Source organism: Sunxiuqinia rutila, from assembly GCF_050589705.1.
Classification (GTDB): domain Bacteria; phylum Bacteroidota; class Bacteroidia; order Bacteroidales; family Prolixibacteraceae; genus Sunxiuqinia; species Sunxiuqinia rutila.
Genome location: NZ_JBNGOT010000009.1, coordinates 163,521 through 181,462, shown reverse-complemented (window position 1 = coordinate 181,462; position 17,942 = coordinate 163,521). Strand labels below are relative to the sequence as shown.

At 45.6% G+C, this 17,942-nt stretch carries 12 protein-coding genes; 11 read left to right on the top strand and 1 reads right to left on the bottom strand.

Annotation, left to right across the window (positions count from 1 at the left end; all coding sequences use genetic code 11):
• Positions 1 to 36: 36 nt before the first annotated feature.
• Positions 37 to 801, bottom strand: a complete 765-nt coding sequence (locus ACRD6K_RS13340; protein WP_430973639.1) for a DeoR/GlpR family DNA-binding transcription regulator — start codon at positions 799 to 801, stop codon at positions 37 to 39.
• Between the two features lie 258 nt (positions 802 to 1,059).
• On the opposite strand from ACRD6K_RS13340, the gene ACRD6K_RS13335 reads away from it, so the two are divergent.
• The 11 genes from ACRD6K_RS13335 (at position 1,060) to ACRD6K_RS13285 (ending at position 17,702) form a co-directional block, all read left to right on the top strand.
• Positions 1,060 to 2,625 (top strand): glycerol-3-phosphate dehydrogenase/oxidase, encoded by a 1,566-nt coding sequence (locus tag ACRD6K_RS13335; protein ID WP_430973638.1) that lies wholly within the window; start codon positions 1,060 to 1,062, stop codon positions 2,623 to 2,625.
• A gap of 52 nt (positions 2,626 to 2,677) precedes the next feature.
• Complete coding sequence (locus tag ACRD6K_RS13330) at positions 2,678 to 3,580, top strand: glycerophosphodiester phosphodiesterase family protein (RefSeq protein WP_430973637.1); 903 nt, start codon at positions 2,678 to 2,680, stop codon at positions 3,578 to 3,580.
• 65 nt (positions 3,581 to 3,645) lie between these two features.
• The gene (locus ACRD6K_RS13325) at positions 3,646 to 4,881 is read left to right on the top strand and encodes an MFS transporter (RefSeq protein WP_430973636.1); all 1,236 of its coding nucleotides are present in this window, start codon (positions 3,646 to 3,648) and stop codon (positions 4,879 to 4,881) included.
• 19 nt (positions 4,882 to 4,900) lie between these two features.
• Positions 4,901 to 6,217, top strand: coding sequence for a sn-glycerol-1-phosphate dehydrogenase (locus tag ACRD6K_RS13320; protein ID WP_430973635.1), 1,317 nt, complete (start codon positions 4,901 to 4,903; stop codon positions 6,215 to 6,217).
• A 5-nt stretch (positions 6,218 to 6,222) separates the two neighbouring features.
• Positions 6,223 to 7,095 (top strand): HAD-IIA family hydrolase, encoded by an 873-nt coding sequence (locus ACRD6K_RS13315; protein WP_430973634.1) that lies wholly within the window; start codon positions 6,223 to 6,225, stop codon positions 7,093 to 7,095.
• Positions 7,096 to 7,100: 5 nt separating this feature from the next.
• Positions 7,101 to 8,744, top strand: coding sequence for a ribulokinase (locus tag ACRD6K_RS13310; protein ID WP_430973633.1), 1,644 nt, complete (start codon positions 7,101 to 7,103; stop codon positions 8,742 to 8,744).
• A gap of 30 nt (positions 8,745 to 8,774) precedes the next feature.
• Positions 8,775 to 10,886, top strand: a complete 2,112-nt coding sequence (locus ACRD6K_RS13305) for a transketolase family protein (protein ID WP_430973632.1) — start codon at positions 8,775 to 8,777, stop codon at positions 10,884 to 10,886.
• Positions 10,887 to 10,944: 58 nt separating this feature from the next.
• On the top strand, positions 10,945 to 12,279 hold the full coding sequence (locus ACRD6K_RS13300; RefSeq protein ID WP_430973631.1) for an MFS transporter: 1,335 nt from the start codon (positions 10,945 to 10,947) through the stop codon (positions 12,277 to 12,279).
• Positions 12,280 to 12,310: 31 nt separating this feature from the next.
• Complete coding sequence (locus tag ACRD6K_RS13295) at positions 12,311 to 12,985, top strand: GDSL-type esterase/lipase family protein (protein ID WP_430973630.1); 675 nt, start codon at positions 12,311 to 12,313, stop codon at positions 12,983 to 12,985.
• Between the two features lie 327 nt (positions 12,986 to 13,312).
• Positions 13,313 to 14,533, top strand: coding sequence for a metallophosphoesterase family protein (locus tag ACRD6K_RS13290; protein ID WP_430973629.1), 1,221 nt, complete (start codon positions 13,313 to 13,315; stop codon positions 14,531 to 14,533).
• Positions 14,534 to 14,621: 88 nt separating this feature from the next.
• Positions 14,622 to 17,702 (top strand): SbcC/MukB-like Walker B domain-containing protein, encoded by a 3,081-nt coding sequence (locus ACRD6K_RS13285; protein ID WP_430973628.1) that lies wholly within the window; start codon positions 14,622 to 14,624, stop codon positions 17,700 to 17,702.
• Positions 17,703 to 17,942: the final 240 nt, after the last annotated feature.

Sequence of the window (17,942 nt, the reverse complement as noted above, 5' to 3'; positions counted from 1 at the left end):
TGTTTTCCTTTTGGTTTCTTCTTGCTTGAATAGCGATTATACGATAATCAATTCAATACCCATTTCCTCAATGGTGCTAGCCGTATGCTGAGGGATTCCTGCATCGGTAATGATTACATCAACTTGGTCGAGGTTGCAAATTTTGCCAAAGCCTCTTTTCCCAAATTTAGAAGAATCAGTAAGAATGATTGTCCGTAATGCGGCTTTCATCATTTTTTTATTGAGGATAGCTTCTTCTATGTTTGAATTGGTAATCCCGTTTTCAAAGTCAATGCCGTCCACGCCCAGGAAGAGTTTGGAGCAGGTCAGGTCATCAAAGAGCTTGGCGGCAAAATCGCCTACGGCAGAAAAAGAGTTTTTTCGCACAATTCCCCCCAGTTGAATTAGTTCAATGTTTGGTTTTTCATTCAGAAGGATGGAGGTTTTCAATGAGGCACTGATTACAGTCAGGTTTTCCTGCGGGTTTAGCTCCTGCGCAAAGGTGTGGGCCGTTGAGCCGGACGCAATAATAATCGAATCGTTCTCCTCGATGAGTTTACAGGCAGCCATGGCAATTTTCTTTTTCTCGGAAGTTCGCATCTTTTCTTTCTCCTGAAGATTGATATCAACCGTGTGCGGATTTACCGGGCTTGCACTTCCGTGAGTACGATAAAGCAGTTTTTTTTCTTCCAGGTATTTTAGGTCTTTTCGTATAGTGACCGGTGTAACATCCAGTTCACGGGCAATATCCGAGACTTTGATGAAGCCGTTTTTGTTGAGCATGTCCAGGATGTACTTGTGTCTTTCAGCGATACTTAGCATGGCGTTTATGTATTATCGTTTATGCAAATATAGGCTTTTAAATGGTGTTTTTAGGTTTTGCGCAGTATTGCATTGTTTCTTATCGTTGTTTTTTGTGTTTGTTTTTGCTTTTTTAGCGAAAAATGAAAAGAAAATAGTTGTTGATATTTTCTTTTTATGTATGTTTGTTTCGAGTTAAACTAATAAAGGAAAGGAAAAGAAACATTTGAGGTTGGTGTTTTTCGCTTTTGAATGTTTTTAGATAAAATAGAGCAACCTATGAAAAGAGAAGATCTCGCCGCGGCAATCAGTTCCGGTAGTTATGAGTGTGACATTTTGGTAATCGGTGGGGGAGCCACCGGTTTGGGCGTGGCAGTTGATGCAGCATCGCGCGGGTATCGTGTGGTTTTGTTGGAGCAGGATGATTTTTCGAAAGGCACGTCGAGCAGGAGTACCAAACTGGTTCACGGAGGAGTTCGTTACCTGGCTCAGGGAGATGTTAAGCTGGTGATTGATGCCTTGCGGGAGCGGGGGCGTATGCGTCGTAACGCACCGCATCTGGTTCGGGACATGCGTTTTATTATTGGCAACTACAAATGGTGGGAGCAGTCGTTTTATACCATTGGTCTGACCTGCTATGATTTGTTGGCCGGTAAGTTGGGGCTGGGACGTTCACTGCCGCTTTCAAGTTCGCGCATAGGGAAAGAGATTCCCGGTCTAAAGCGGGAAGGACTGATGGGAGGAGTTGTTTATCATGATGGGCAGTTTGATGATTCGAGAATGGCCATAACACTGGCGCAAACAGCTTTTGATTACGGTGGCGCTTGTTTGAATTATGTGCGTGTAGATGGCTTGGAGAAAGATAACAGTGGTCGGGTTTGTGGAGTGCGTGCCGTGGACTTGCTGAATGGTCGTAACTTCACAGTTCGCAGTCGGGTGGTGGTCAATGCCACTGGTGTTTTTATTGATGATGTGATGGGAATGGACTGCCACCAATCCAATAAGAAAGTACGGCCAAGTCAGGGCGTTCACCTGGTTGTTGATCGGAAATTTTTAGGTGGTGATTCTGCCCTGATGATCCCTAAAACCCGCGATGGGCGGGTGCTTTTTGGAGTTCCATGGCACGACAAGGTCGTTTTGGGAACAACAGATACGCCTTTGAATCAGGCTGCGCTTGAACCGTGTGCATTGGAAGAAGAAGTTGATTTTATTTTGGATCAGGCTGGTCAGTATCTTTCGAAACAGCCAACACGGTCCGATGTGCTTTCGGTTTTTGCCGGTCTGCGTCCGTTAGCTGCTCCAACCAATGGGGATGATCAGAAAACGAAAGAAATTTCACGTAGTCATAAAATTTATCAGGCAGATTCAGGATTGTTGACCATAACGGGTGGGAAATGGACGACCTACCGGGAAATGGCTGAAGAGGTTGTTGACCGGGCCATTGGTATTGGCGATTTGCCGGCTCGTAGCTGTGTTACGGCTGATATGAAACTGCATGGTTATGCTGTTCAGGAGCCGGAGAGTGGTTGGGATTACGTTTACGGCAGCGACCGGGAGAAACTTCGTTTACTGGAACAGGCTGATGCCACGAACAAGGAACTGTTGCATCCGGACTACACGTTTAGGGTGTCTCATGTACTGTGGGCTGTGCGTGAAGAAATGGCTCAAACTGTGGAAGATGTATTAGCTCGTCGGGTGCGTGCTTTGTTTTTGGATGCACGTGCTGCCATAGAGATGGCTCCGCGCGTGGCTGCAATTTTGGCTTCGGAACTGGGCAAAAGTAATGAATGGGTGAACGAGCAGGTGACGACCTTTAACCGACTAGCTAAATGTTATCTGATTTAATTTGTTAAATTGGAAGTTTGTAAAAATAAATCAAAACTAAACATAACGGTATATGAAAATAATAACCAGTAAAACTTTTCTTTTTAAGCTTGCTTCAGTAGCATTCTTGTTATTATCAGGATGTTCCATGTCGGCCCAGCAGGCCAAAAGCAACTATATTGAGTTTAAATCCACGAAAGAGATTCAGGATTTCTTCCGGTACAAAGAGGATGGCTCCATCATTGTAAGTGGGCATCGTGGTGGACGGGAGAAAGGCTTTCCTGAAAACAGCATCGAAGGTTTTCAAAATGTATTGGAGCAGATGCCTGCATTTTTTGAGATTGATCCTCGCTTAACCAAGGATAGTGTGATCGTATTGATGCATGATGTAACACTGGATCGCACAACCAATGCAACAGGACGTTTGGCAGATTATACCTGGGAGGAATTGCAGGACGTTCGCTTGAAAGATAGTGAAGGTAACGTGACTTCGTGCCGGATCCCTACCCTGGAGGAGGTAATTGAGTGGAGCAGAGGGAAGACTGTCATCAACCTGGATAAAAAAGATGTTCCCTTGGAGATGATTGCAGCGCTGATTAAAAAGCATCAGGCAGAAAATCATGTGATGCTAACCGTGCATACAGGTGCGCAGGCCCGGTATTATTATGATCGTTTTCCTACGATTATGTTTTCAGCCTTCGCCAGAAATGCCAAGGAGTTTGAAGATTTAATGATCTCGGGAGTTCCGGCTGACAATATGATTGCTTATGTAGGCCGAACCATTGATGAGTCCAATGAGAAAATTGTAGCCAAACTAAGAGCTCAGGGAATTCGTTGCATGGTTTCGTATTCGCCTACCCATGATAAATTGAAAACGGAGGAGGAGCGTAAACAAGCGTATCTTGAGTCGCTTAAGGCAAACCCCGATATCGTGGAGTCTGATTTTCCAACGGAGATCTGGCCGCTGGTGAAATAGGCTTCCTTGCTTTGCAAGCCCGTAACGTCAGATCGAATGAAATACGAACTAACTACAACTAAACGATGAAAAACCAATCAAGTGCCTTTTTTAGCCATGCTGGTCTCCCCAAACATTTGTCGTGGGGATATCTTGGCGTGCTAATTTTTATGATGGGAGATGGGATTGAGCAAGGATGGTTGAGTCCTTATTTAATTGATCGGGGACTTAGCCTGGAAGCCTCAGCCGCTTTATTTACAGTATACGGAATTACAATTGCCATTTCGTCCTGGTTTTCAGGTGTGCTGGCAGAAACCTATGGCGCCCGAAAAACAATGTTTTACGGGCTGCTGCTTTACCTGTTAGGAACCGTTGGATTTGTTGGGATGGGAATGCCTGATTTGAATTATCCGGTGATGCTGGTCACCTATGCTGTTCGAGGTTTCGGCTATCCTTTGTTTGCTTACGCCTTTTTGGTGTGGATAACCTACAGCACGCCGAAAGAACAACTGGGGCGAGCCGTTGGATGGTTCTGGTTCGTCTTTACCGGTGGACTTAATGTGCTCGGGGCTTATTATTCCAGCTGGGCCATCATTGAATTTGGTCATATTTCAACTTTATGGACCAGTGTGTTCTGGGCTTTGATTGGGGCACTGTTTGCCTTGGTGTTGAATAAGTACACGAAACTGGAGCGCAAGGGGGCTGATTCAAAAATGAAAGACCTGATGAAAGGAATCACCATCATGCGCGACGAACCCAAAGTTTTGTTGGGAGGGATCGTTCGGGTGATTAATACCACCGCACAATTTGCGTTCCCGGTCTTTTTGCCTTTGTACATGGCCGAACATGGATTTAATACAACGGAATGGTTGCAGATCTGGGGGACCATTTTTACAGGTAATATTGTTTTCAACCTGATTTTCGGATTTGTTGGCGACCGCGTTGGATGGCGCAATACTGTAATCTGGTTTGGAGGTGTTGGTTGTGCTATAAGTACGCTGTTGTTTTATTATTCCCCGGTATTTGGCAATAGTAATTTCTGGATTGTCATGGCTGCCGGAACCTTGTGGGGAGCCTTGCTGGCGGGGTATGTGCCCTTGTCTGCTTTGGTGCCATCGCTGGTGAAAGAAGATAAAGGTGCCGCAATGGCTGTTTTAAACCTGGGAGCTGGACTTCCGGTGTTTGTAGGCCCATTGCTGGTTGGTGTTTTTTATCAGTTAATCGGAAGTGAGGGAGTGATTTGGCTGCTTGCCGGGCTTTATCTGCTAAGTGCCTTCCTCACCCGCTTTATTACTCTTCCGAACAATGCAAAAACAATGTAATAAAAATTAGATAGTTCAAATGAAACTGAATGTAAAAGAAGCGCTGGATTCAGCTCGGGATACGCGAGCTTTGATCATAGACGAGAAGATAATAGAACAGGTTCCTGATTTATTCAAAACCAATTTTGACGGGCGGAAAGCTGTTGTGGTATGCGATCAAACCACTTGGAAGATTGCAGGCGAAAAGGTGTTTGAATGCCTGAAGAAAAAGGGAATGACCGAAGTGGAGCCATTCGTTTATGACGAGCCAAAGCCGTATGCTGAATTCGGAAATGTAGAGAAGCTGGAAGCGTCTTTAAAAAAGCATGATGCCATTCCTGTAGCAGTTGGATCAGGCACATTGAATGACCTGACCAAACTGGCAGCAGCCCGCGCCGACAGACCGTATATGTGTGTGGCAACAGCTGCGTCTATGGATGGATACACAGCTTTTGGTGCTTCCATTACATTTCAGGGAGCTAAACAAACCTTTTCATGTCCGGCCCCTCAGGCTGTTTTGGCTGATGTTGAAATCATCAGGCAGGCTCCTTCGTTGATGACCGCTTCTGGCTATGCCGATCTTTTTGCAAAAGTAACCGCTGGTGCCGACTGGATTATTGCTGATGCGTTGGAGGAGGAACCGATTGATCCACGGGCTTGGTCAATTGTACAGGATGGACTGAAAGAGGCACTGGCCGATCCGGAAGGAGCTAAAAATGGTCAGCTAACGGCAATTACACCGTTGGTTGAAGGATTGATTTTAGGAGGTTTTGCCATGCAGTGGTCACAAACCAGCCGTCCGGCATCCGGCGCTGAGCATCAGTTCAGCCACTTGTGGAACATGGAGCATCATACCTATGAAGGGGAAACGCCATCGCACGGTTTCCAAGTCGGAATTGCCACTTTGGCTGTTACTCGTTTGTACGAAAAAATGCTTCAAACTCCATTGGATTTGTTGGATGTAGAAGCCTGTTGTAAACAATGGGATGAATGGCCGGAATGGGAGCAAAAGATAAAAGAGCAGTTTGAAAATACTGACTTTCTGGAAACAGCCTTGACGCAAACTCAGAATAAATACATCGATAAAGACGCTTTGAGCGATCAGCTGCAAAAGCTTAAAACAAACTGGCCGGTGTTAAAAGCACGTCTGACTGAACAACTGGTTCCTTCAGAAGAGGTCAAAAAAAGACTATTGGCTGTTGGTGCTCCGGTAGAGCCTGAGCAAATTGGTATTTCCCGCAAACGCATGAAAAGTTCATTCATCAGGGCATCACACATTCGGTCCCGTTTTACGATTCTGGATATTGCCATAAGAACGGGTTACCTGGATCAGTGGTTGAACGAAATATTTGAATAAAAACTATGTTAGACGATAAAGTATTTTTATCATCCTTTCCGGATGAGCAGGCTTTGTACACCCATTTGCAAAAGATCAAGCATGTTGCTCTGGACATGGATGGCACTATTTATAAAGGGAATACGCTGTTTTCCTATACCAAGCAATTTCTGGCTGATCTAAAGGCGATGGGAATTGGTTATTCATTTTTGACGAATAATCCGTCGAAAAGTACAGCTGACTATTTGGAGCATTTGCGAAAGATGGGAGTTGTGGCTACCAAGAAAGAATTGTACACCACAGCGCAAGCTACCATTACTTATTTGATGAAGCATCATCCAGAAGTGAAACGCCTGTTTATCTTAGGAACACCAAGTATGATTGAGGAGTTTGAACTGGCCGGATTTGAGTCCGTTCCAAATGATCCGAAGGAAGAGCCGGATGCTGTTGTAGTGGGTTTTGATTTAACCCTGGCATACGATCGCTTGTCGCGTGCAGCTTGGTGGGTTTCGCAGAAAAAACTGTATGTGGCAACCAACCCGGACTATGTTTGCCCGACCGATGAACCTGTGGTTTTGGTTGATTGCGGCTCCATTTGTGCAGCAATCGAAAAATCAGTTGGGCGCGAGCCTGATGTCGTCTTAGGAAAACCTCAGCCTGAAATGCTCAATGGTATTTTAGAACTACACAACCTGAAAAGTGAGGAAGTTGCTATGATTGGCGACCGGATTTATACCGATATTTTGATGGCACACCGGGCCAATAGTTTTGGAGTGCTTGTATTGTCGGGTGAAGCGACCGAAGAAGATGCCGTAAAAGCAGTCCCAAAACCCAATTTGGTGACACCAACGATTGAAACATTTGGAGAGCTGTTAAAGCTTTCGCGAAACAATAAATAGAAGTTATGAAAGGGGTTATTGGAGCTGACTTTGGATCTGATTCCTGCCGGGTTGTCTTGGTTGATGCACATTCCGGAGAAATTCAAGCAACAGCCACTCGGTTTTATCCGCGATGGATGGAAGGAAAGTACTGCAATTCGGAAGTAAATCAGTATCGCCAGCATCCTGCTGATTACCTGGATGCTTTCGAGGAGGCTGTGGTTGAGATGTTGCAAACAGCGACGCCGAGCCAGAGAGCTGCTGTTGTCGGAATTGCATTTGCCACAACAAGCTCCACCGTTTGTTTGACCAATGTTGACGGAACCCCATTGGCTTTGCTGCCTGAGTTTGGTGAAAATCCCAATGCGATGTTTGCTCTGTGGAAAGATCATACCGCTGTGCAGGAAGCCGAGGAAATTAATGATTTAGTTCGACAGTGGTCCATTGACTACAACAAATACAGTGGAGGCCGCTACTCTTCGGAGTGGGTTTGGTCAAAGGTGCTCCATTTATTGCGCAAAGATGAAAGCGTGCACAAACGGGCTTTTTCGTGGGTTGAGCATTGTGACTGGCTGCCCAATTTGCTATGCGGAATCAGTAATCCGAACGAGCGAAGATATAGTCGCTGTGCCGGAGGTCATAAAGCCATGTGGCACGAAGAGTGGGGAGGGCTTCCTTCCGAAGAATTTATGCGAAAATTGGCTCCCGACTTTTCCGAGTTTTTATTTCGCCCTTATCAGGAAACTTACACCAGCGATACTCCAATTGGAAAATTAACGGAGGAGTGGGCATTACGACTTGGACTTTCCACGGATGTAAAGGTGGCTGTTGGAGCTGTTGATTGCCATGTTGGAGCTGTTGGCGCTCAAATAAGACCCGGCGTTATGGTGAGCGTTGTGGGAACATCAACCTGTGATATTTTGGTGGCCGAGAAGGATCAAGTGGGTGCTTCGGTCGTCCCTGGAATTTGCGGTCAGGTGGATGGTTCGGTGGTGCCTGGGCTGATTGGTTTTGAAGCCGGACAGCCTGCTTTTGGCGATTTATATGCATGGTTTAAGGATCTGTTGATAGGACCTTTTGAGCAGTTATTGCCTCAGGCTGATTGGTTGGATCAGCCATTGCGGGAGCGCTTGGTGAAAGAAATGAGCGAACAAATGATTCCCTGGCTGACAGCTGAAGCTGAAAAGCTTCCTGTTGATGCTCATTCGGTTTTAGCGACAGACTGGATTAACGGGCGTCGCTCGCCAGATGCAGATGAGTCGGTGAAAGCAAGTGTGACAGGTTTACACTTGGGAAGCAATGCTCCGGCCATTTTTAAAGCCTTGGTAGAGGCTTCAACTTATGGGTTGAAAGCGATCGTTGATCGCTATGTCGAAAATGGGATGTCCGTTAATGAGGTGATTGGAGCAGGCGGAATTGCTCAAAAGTCAGCCTTTGTCATGCAGACAATGGCTGATGTACTAGGCTTGCCGGTGAAAATTACGAAAGCCAAAGAGTCGTGTGCCTTGGGTGCTGCCATGTTCGCAGCTGTCGCTTCAGGTGTGCATGCGAGCATTGAAGAGGCGCAGGAAACCATGGGACAGGGATTTTCAGAAACATATTATCCGCGGAAAGAATATGCAGCCATTCATCAGATAAGGTATCGGGAGTATTTGAAATACAAGAAATAGGAGAATAAGATGGATCAAACGGCAGGGAGTATGCAAAAAGAATTGAAAAATAAGCAAGGACAGAAGAAAATAGGAACAACAATGAACGAGATTGAAACAATGAAGAGAGCAGCGGACAATATCCGTATTTTGTCCGCTGCTATGGTTGAAAAAGCCAAGTCGGGACATCCTGGGGGTGCCATGGGAGGAGCTGATTTTATTAATGTTTTGTTTTCAGAATTTCTGATTTATGATCCTAATAATCCCGAGTGGGAAGGTCGGGATCGTTTTTTTCTTGATCCTGGCCATATGTCTCCCATGTTGTATTCGGTGTTGGCATTAACAGGAAAATATACGATGGATGAACTGGCGGCATTCCGTCAATGGGGAAGTGTTACTTCCGGTCATCCGGAGTTGGATATTGCCCGTGGAGTAGAAAATACCTCGGGTCCATTGGGACAGGGACATACTTATGCTGTAGGTGCTGCTATTGCTGCCAAGTTTTTAAAAGCTCGCTTTGGCGAGGTGATGGATCAAACCATTTATGCTTACATCTCCGATGGCGGCATACAAGAAGAAATTTCACAAGGGGCAGGCCGGATTGCCGGACATTTAGGTTTGGATAATCTGGTCATGTTCTATGATTCAAATAATGTACAGCTTTCAACTACGGTTGACACGGTTTCTACTGAAAATGTAGCGATGAAATACCGTGCCTGGGGATGGGTTGTTGTTGAAATTGATGGGCATGATGTCAAAGCGATTCGCGAAGCTTTAAAAGATGCGATGTTTGAAACCGAACGTCCAACACTGATCATTGGGAAGACGGTGATGGGGAAAGGCGCCGTTACTTCCGAACGCAAAGATTTTGGCAACCAGCTGTCAACGCACGGACAACCGTTGTCGGCTTCTGGTGCTTCATTTGATGAGACCATTCGGGGCTTGGGAGGCGATCCGGAAAATCCATTTGTCATTTTCCCTGAGGTGCAGGATTTGTATGCTCAAAGTCACATTGAATTGGAAGAAGTCGTGGCCGAACGTTACGCCAATAAGGCCAAATGGGCTCAGGAAAATCCGGAGCTTGCCGCGAAATTGGAACGTTTCTTTTCAGGTGATGTGCCGGACATGGATTGGGCGGGCATTCAGCAAAAACCAAATCAATCTACCCGTGCGGCTTCATCTGTTGTATTGAGTGCTTTTGCCCAAAATATTGAAAATATGATTTGTTCATCGGCTGATTTATCTAACTCAGATAAAACCGATGGCTTTTTGAAACAAACACATCGTTTCAGTAAAAAAGATTTTAGCGGAGCCTTTCTGGAGGCCGGAGTTTCAGAGTTAACGATGGCTTGCTTGTGCATTGGGATGGCTTTGCATGGCGGCGTTATTCCCGTGTGCGGAACTTTCTTTGTTTTCTCTGATTACATGAAACCCGCTGTGCGGATGGCTGCTTTGATGGAGCTGCCCGTTAAGTTTATCTGGACACATGATTCATTTCGGGTTGGTGAAGATGGCCCAACGCATGAGCCTGTTGAGCAGGAAATGCAGATTCGTTTGCTGGAAAAGCTGAAGAATCACCATGGAGCAAATTCCATGATGGTGCTACGCCCGGCTGATGCTGTTGAAACAACAGTAGCCTGGGAAATGGCCCTGAAAAATAATTCAACACCGACCGGCCTTTTGTTGTCGCGTCAAAATATTGTGGACTTACCGGCTAAAACGACCCTTCAGGAAGAAGCCCGTCAGGCAGAAAAGGGAGCTTACATTGTTAATGAAGATGAGAATCCGGAAGTAGTGCTGGTGGCTTCAGGTTCCGAGGTCGCAACTTTATTTGAAGGTGCTCAGCTGTTGCGTAAAGATGGAGTGAAGGTTCGGATTGTATCGGCTATTTCGGAAGGGATCTTCCGTAATCAACCCAAAGAATATCAGCAAGCAGTGATGTCGGAAGATTGCCCGGTATTCGGTTTAACAGCCGGCTTGCCAACTACGCTGGAAGGCTTGGTTGGCAACCGTGGAACCGTTTGGGGCTTAAACTCATTTGGCTACTCTGCGCCTTACCAGGTGTTGGATGAAAAATTTGGCTTTACCGGTCAAAATGTATATCAGCAAGTGAAAAAATTACTCGCCTGCGTGGAAGAGCCAGCAGTTGAAGCGCTGTCGTAATTCGCTATGTGTTCAAAAAATAACAACAACTAACCCCGATAAAACTAAAATTGAAACGATGACGAATGTATTGAGTTTTCTGAAGCCTGCTCCAGAAAAGGAGCAAACCATTACGGATAAAAGTGAGTTGAATGCCAAATACAAATATTGGCGGACACGGGTGATGTACACCACGATGATTGGCTATGTGATGTTTTATTTCGTTCGGAAAAACATTTCGATTGCGATGCCTGCAATTGAAGCCGATTTGGGAATTTCGAAGGCCGACTTAGGGCTTTTCCTGACCTTGCATGGTGTGGTTTATGGGATTTCCAAGTTTGTGAATGGCTTTTTTGGTGATCAAACCAACCCGCGCTATTTTATGGCGGTGGGCTTGTTCTTTTCTGCTTCCATGAGTTTGCTTTTTGGCTTGAGCAGTGGAGTGGTGGCTTTTGGCGCTTTTTGGTTGCTGAATGGCTGGTTCCAGGGAATGGGTTTTCCACCTTGTGCCAATAGTTTAACCAATTGGTTCTCGCCTTCGGAACGTGGTGTTAAGTTTGCCATTTGGAATACTTCACACTCCATTGGGGCAGCTTTGGTGCTGGTGCTGAACAGCTTTTTGGTGGTGTACGACTGGCGCTACTGTTTTATTGTTCCGGCGGCCCTGGCTTTTGTGGGCGTGCTTTTCCTGCTGAACCGGCATCGCGATAAACCGCAGTCTTTGGGCTTGCCTCCCGTGGAAGTGTATAAAAATGAGGATGAAGAAGTAAAAGAGGAAGGCGAGAAAAAGAAAGGCGATTTCAAGCGTTTTGTGCGCAAGCAAGTTTTTGGTAATCCAGCCATTTGGTTCCTTTGTTTGGCCAACTTTTTCCTATACACTATTCGGTATGCAATTTTGGATTGGGGCCCAACTTTCCTGACGGAAATGAAAGGCGTTGATTTGCAAAAAGCAGGCTGGTTAGTTGCTGGTTACGAGGGATTTGGGATTCTGGGAATGCTTTCAAGCGGATGGATGATGGATAAGGTGTTTAAAGGCCGCGGAGGACGTGCTGCTCTGATTTACATGTTGATCTGTTCGATAGCCGTTTTCTTCTTCTGGAAATTGCCCCACGAAAGTGCATTCTTTTATGGCACGCTACTTTGCATTGTAGGCTTCTTTATTTATGGGCCACAGGCACTGGTCGGAATCATTGCTGCAAACCTGGCAACTAAGAAAGCTGCGGCTACTGCCATTGGGCTTACGGGCTTGTTTGCCTACTTAAGTACCGTCTTGTCCGGATGGGGACTTGGCTATTTGGTAACCCACTATGGATGGGGGCTTGGCTTCCTGATTTTGGTGGCCTCCGGAATTGCAGCGACCATTTTCTTCGCTTTTACCTGGAACTCGGGTTACATCGAAGAAAAGGCCGGTTGATCTGATGTCATTACTTAAAAACTAAACAACAATGAAGCAAGGAGTTATTCGATTAGTCATCATTTTTATGGTTTTTGCCTGGGTGGAAACAGCGCAGGCGCAAGAGCGGAAGTATTCAATTTACTGGGAGCGCCGGGCTAGTTTGTTCGAAAACCTGCCATCCAGCAAAAAAGATATTATTTTCCTGGGAAACAGCATTACTGATGGAGCTGAATGGGCTGAGCTTTTTGATAATCCCCGGGTAAAAAACAGGGGGATTAGTGGCGATATTACAAGCGGAATTCTGGATCGTCTGGATCCTATTGTGAAAGGAAAACCAGCCAAGCTTTTTCTTTTGATCGGAATTAACGATGTTTCGCGTGGGATTTCGGTTGACTCCATTGTCGGCAATATTTGCCTAATCCTTGAACGAATTCAGCATGAAAGCCCCAAAACCCAAATTTATTTGCAAAGTGTACTGCCTGTGAACGATGCCTTTGACAATTTTAAAAAGCATGCTTCGCGCTGGGCGATGGTGCCCGAAATAAATTCGGAGTTGAAAAAGCTTGCCTCCGAAAAGCAGCTTACCTACATTGACCTGTTTAGTCATTTTACCGATGCTTCCGGGGCTAAATTGAATCCCGATTACACCAATGATGGGCTGCATTTGATGGGAGAAGGTTACCTGAAATGGAAAGAAGTTATTCAAAAATATGTTGATGAATAAGTTGTAGTAAATTGAGAACTGAGCTTTTCTGTTTTTGCTTTTTAGGAGCAAAGCGAGATGCTTGGTGTTGTAAATCTGTGTTGTTATAAGGTTCGTGTTGATCGTTCATGATTGGCATGAACCTTTTTTATTTTGAAGCGAAAGCAAAGGTTTTTTGGATGTTTGTTGAGAATATCAAGGAGTCAGAATTTTATTTTAGAGCAAGAATTTAGGCATGAAACCAGAGCTTGGCGTATCTTTGACTGTTCGCGAAGAACATTCAAAAAATATATTTTTGTCAAATCGAAAAAGGATTAATACGTTTAATCTAAAAAAGAAATAAACCTCATGAAACTTCTCCATACATCTGATTGGCATTTGGGTAAGCGGCTGGATGATTTTTCCAGAATGGAAGAACAGCAGGCGGTGTTGCTTGAAATTTGTGAAGTGGCCGAGCGTGAGCAGGTTGATGCGGTGCTGGTTGCTGGCGATTTGTTTGATACGTTTAATCCGCCCACCGAGGCCGTTGATGTATTTTACAAGGTGCTGAAGCGGCTGACCAACAATGGGCGCCGTCCTGTAATTGCCATTGCCGGTAACCACGATTCGCCCGATCGCATTGAAGCCCCTGACCCGCTGGCTCGCGAGTGTGGGATTATTTTTGCCGGCTATCCCAATTCGGTGGTGGCTCCGTTTGAGTTGGAGTCGGGTGTTTGGGTTTTGCAAAGCCACAAGGGGTTTCTGGAGCTCCAGCTTCCGGGAAAGGCGCTTCCCTTGCGGTTGCTGCTGACACCTTATGCCAACGAGCACCGGCTGAAAACATGCCTGGGACATGAAAACAGCGAAGAAGAATTGCGGGCCGTTTTGCAGCAAAACTGGAATGCACTGGCCGATCAGTATTGCGATGAGAAGGGAGTGAATGTATTGGTTTCCCATCTCTTTGTGGTGAAAAAAGGAGGCGAACTGCCTGAAGAGCCGGCGGATGAGAAGCCCATTTTGCATGTGGGCGGGGCGCAGGCTGTTTATACCGAAAACATTCCGAAGCAAATTCAATACACGGCTTTGGGGCACTTGCATCGCATGCACTGCGTTGATGCAGTTCCATGTCCCGTTTTTTACAGTGGAAGCCCGTTGTCGTACAGCTTTTCCGAAGCCAATCAGAAAAAGTACGTTTTGTTGGTTGAGCTGGAGCCGGGAAAAAGTGCAGCGGTTCGTGAACTTGAGCTGACCCAAGGGAAAAGACTCTTGCGAAAACGGGCCGAAGGAATGGACGATGCCTTGCAATGGTTGTCTGAAAATCAGGATTGTCTGGTGGAATTGACCATGGTGACAGAAACCTATTTAACCGCCATGGAGCGTCGCCAGCTTGGTGCGGTGCATTCGGGGATTGTGGCTATTATTCCGGAAGTGACCAATGCGGTCGAGTTGAGCGACAGTCATCATGCGAGCATTGATCTGACTCGAACGATGAATGAGTTGTTTGCAGATTATTTCAAACATGTAAAAGGGCAGGCCCCCAATGAAGAGATAAATCAGTTGTTTGCTGAAATACTGGCCGAAGAAGAATAAGTCCACCGAATAAACAGAATAGAACCCAGGCTGATTACTGCCGCCAAAACCGGAGTTTGAGTGAATCAGCAATGAAAAAAAACAGACAATGATACCAGTTCAATTGACCCTTCAAGGTTTGTACTCTTACCAGGAAAAACAAACCATCGATTTTACAAAGCTGACAGCTGCGAACTTATTTGGCATTTTTGGTTCGGTGGGGAGCGGTAAATCATCGATTCTGGAAGCCATTACTTTTGCGATTTACGGTAAAACTGACCGGCTCAACCTGTCGGGGGATAACCGGAACTACAACATGATGAACCTGAAGTCGGATGAATTGCTCATCGATTTTGTTTTTGAAACCGGTAAAGCGCAAACGGCCTACCGGGCTGTGGTTAAGGGGCGTCGAAACAGCAAAAACTTTGAGGATGTAAAGAAGCTGGACCGACTGGCCTATGAGCAAAAGGGGAAGGAATGGGTGTCCATAGAACCATCTGTTTTGGAACGTGCGGTTGGTTTGAGTTACGATAACTTTAAACGAACCATCATTATTCCACAGGGGCGGTTTCAGGAGTTTTTGCAGCTGGGAAACAAGGACCGCACCCAGATGATGAAAGAGCTGTTCAGTCTTGAACGGTTTGAGCTTTACTATAAGGTAACTGCACTTGAATCGAAAAACAATGCCCGGAAACAGCATCTGGAAGGACAATTACAGCAATTAGGAGCTATTGATCCGGAGCAGGTGAAGCAATATGAGCAACAACTGGAGCAGCTAAAAAAAGAGATGGCCGTTCGGGTTGCGAGCTTGAGCAAACTTCAGAAAGAAGAGGCGGGCTGGAAGCAGCTGCAGGAAATTACCCGGAAGATGGCAGCAACGGAAACCGTTTTGAAGCAATTGCAAGCACAAGAGCCGGAATTTCAGAAGCTGGAGAAGCGCATCGCCAACTACGAACAATGTGTTGTGCAGTTCAGGCATTTATTGGAGTCGCTGCAGCAGAGCACCCAGCGCATAGCGCAAAAGACTGTTCAGATTAAACAGGATGCTGAAAAACTGAAGCAGGAAGAAGCTGCCATTGAAAAGCTGGAAAAGGCCTTGGCTGAATTGAAACCTCGCTACGAAAAACGGGATGAGTTAAAGCAGCAAGCCAATGAATTGGGCTATTTGTTGAAAATCAAAATGCTGGAGAAAACAATTGAGGCCGAACAGGCACGCTATGAAAAGGGCGTAACGATTGGCAAGCAAACCATCGAGCAAATTGAACAACTTAAAATTAACCGGGAAAAGCTGGAAGCTGCCATTAAAAACGGAAAGACGAAACTGCCGGACCTGACTGCTTTGGCTCATGCGAAAGCCTGGCATACGGAACAGCAAAGTATGGCGCGACAACAGTTGGAACTTGAAAAGGAAATGCGCAGGTATCAGGAGGAGGAGAAGAGTATTCAGCTGAAGTTTCAGACTTGTTATCAGCAACCCGTATTTGCTGACTTGCCCGAGCAGGCCGATCAGGTGGAAGCCGTGAAATACCTTCGTGAGAAAATTGAGGCGATCAAAAAGCAGCTTCAAACGCTTGAAAAGACAGCCGGAGATTTGCGACTGAAAGCACAACTCAAGGCTTTTGCTGACGGATTGCAGGAAGGAACTCCGTGTCCGCTTTGTGGTTCGGCTCATCATCCGGAAATTTACAATGCGGAAAGTTCGCATGAGCATCAACAACAGCTGGAAAAAGAAAAACGGGAGCAAGAACATAGGATTGAACAGATTAACGATCAGATTACGCATTTGAATGAATTGGATAGTCAGCTGAAATTCAATCAGCGGCAGGGGAAGGAGTGGCTTGCAAAAAAGGAAGATATTCAAGCGAAAATCAAGGAACATCAGGCTTTGTTTCGGTGGGAAAAGTATAAAACTGCGGAGGATGTGGAAAAAGCTTTCGGAGAGTCAGAGCAAATTCAGCATATCATCAAAAAGCAGGAGGAAGAACTGGAACAGTTGGTCAAAAAGCTTGAAAAAATGAGCCATGATAAGGAGCGTTTTCAGGCTGAACTTGAAAAGATAAAAAGGGCTCTGGCTGTTGCTGAGGCTGAATTAAAAACCTATCAAGGGCAATTGCAACTAGTCGATTCGCAGGCTTATGTGCTGAAAACTTCTGATGAGATCAGTAAGGAGCAGCAGGAATTACTGCAAAAGCACGCACAACTGCAGAAGCAATTTGAAACGTATTCCAATGCTCTGACCGAGGGACGAAAACTGAAGGATACCTTAGCTGGAGCGCTCACAGCCAATCGGAAGGTGCTTGGACAAGAGCAGGAAATCAATCAGCAGTTAAATGCACAGCTTCAGGCTCAGCTGGAGCAATCTGATTTTCAGGCTTTGGATGACGTCAGGCAGATTTTGGCCCAGCCGATGGATTTGGAAACGGAGAAACAAAAGCTGCTTGACTTTAAAGAGAAGCGAACGTTGACGAAAAGCTTGCTGACACAGCTGGAAAAGGAGCTGGGAGAGCGTCGGTATGATGCGGAAGTTCACCAAAAATTGCTGGACGAAATCAAAAGTGCAGGACAGTGGATCGATCAGAAGAATCAGGAGTTGGGAAAGGTATCGGAGTTGTTGCAAAAGCTGAAAAAGGATTTAGAAAATCAGGCTGCGCTGCTCAAAGAGATGAATGCATTGGAGTTGCGCGCAGAGAATATCCGGACCATGAAATCGCTGTTTAAGGGAAGTGGTTTTGTGAACTACATTTCCTCGGTGTATTTACAGAATTTGTGTCATGCCGCTAACGATCGTTTCTTTCAATTGACCCGGCAAAAGTTAAGTTTGGAGATTACGCCGGAGAATAACTTTCAGGTGCGTGACTTCATGAATGGCGGCAAGGTGCGCAGCGTAAAAACGCTTTCGGGGGGACAGACCTTCCAGGCTGCTCTTTCGCTGGCTTTGGCCTTGGCCGACAATATTCAAAAAATAACGGAGTCGAATCAGAATTTCTTCTTTCTCGACGAAGGCTTTGGATCTTTGGATAAAGAATCGCTGAGCGTTGTATTCGACACGCTGAAATCGCTTCGAAAAGAAAACCGGGTCGTTGGGGTTATTTCGCATGTTGAGGAAATGCAACAGGAAATCGACGTGCATTTGCGCATTGATAACCAGGAGGAGCGCGGAAGCTTAATTCACGCAAGCTGGAAATCATAGAAGCTTTTTGCTGTGGGCGAAACGTTTAAAAGGGCCAGTGTGTATGTTGACAGACCTGTTGAAACTTGAGCTGCGAATTCTTCAGAATAATGATTTGTATGCATTTGAAAGAAAAGTGAGACTGGAGGTGGATACTAAATATTTAGCGATTTTTTTATTAAGAATCTAAAAAATTTTAGAATCTAATATTCCATTGTATATTTGGTGGTTTTTCTAAAAATATTGCTCTTTTGTTCAAAT

Excerpts from the sequence above, each read along its gene's own strand:
- ACRD6K_RS13315 (WP_430973634.1), top strand. The coding sequence starts at position 6,223 with ATGTTAGACGATAAAGTATTTTTATCATCCTTTCCGGATGAGCAGGCT.
- ACRD6K_RS13285 (WP_430973628.1), top strand. The coding sequence starts at position 14,622 with ATGATACCAGTTCAATTGACCCTTCAAGGTTTGTACTCTTACCAGGAA.
- ACRD6K_RS13335 (WP_430973638.1), top strand. The coding sequence starts at position 1,060 with ATGAAAAGAGAAGATCTCGCCGCGGCAATCAGTTCCGGTAGTTATGAG.
- ACRD6K_RS13325 (WP_430973636.1), top strand. The coding sequence starts at position 3,646 with ATGAAAAACCAATCAAGTGCCTTTTTTAGCCATGCTGGTCTCCCCAAA.
- ACRD6K_RS13300 (WP_430973631.1), top strand. The coding sequence starts at position 10,945 with ATGACGAATGTATTGAGTTTTCTGAAGCCTGCTCCAGAAAAGGAGCAA.
- ACRD6K_RS13330 (WP_430973637.1), top strand. The coding sequence starts at position 2,678 with ATGAAAATAATAACCAGTAAAACTTTTCTTTTTAAGCTTGCTTCAGTA.
- ACRD6K_RS13320 (WP_430973635.1), top strand. The coding sequence starts at position 4,901 with ATGAAACTGAATGTAAAAGAAGCGCTGGATTCAGCTCGGGATACGCGA.
- ACRD6K_RS13305 (WP_430973632.1), top strand. The coding sequence starts at position 8,775 with ATGCAAAAAGAATTGAAAAATAAGCAAGGACAGAAGAAAATAGGAACA.
- ACRD6K_RS13290 (WP_430973629.1), top strand. The coding sequence starts at position 13,313 with ATGAAACTTCTCCATACATCTGATTGGCATTTGGGTAAGCGGCTGGAT.
- ACRD6K_RS13310 (WP_430973633.1), top strand. The coding sequence starts at position 7,101 with ATGAAAGGGGTTATTGGAGCTGACTTTGGATCTGATTCCTGCCGGGTT.
- ACRD6K_RS13340 (WP_430973639.1), bottom strand. The coding sequence starts at position 801 with ATGCTAAGTATCGCTGAAAGACACAAGTACATCCTGGACATGCTCAAC.
- ACRD6K_RS13295 (WP_430973630.1), top strand. The coding sequence starts at position 12,311 with ATGAAGCAAGGAGTTATTCGATTAGTCATCATTTTTATGGTTTTTGCC.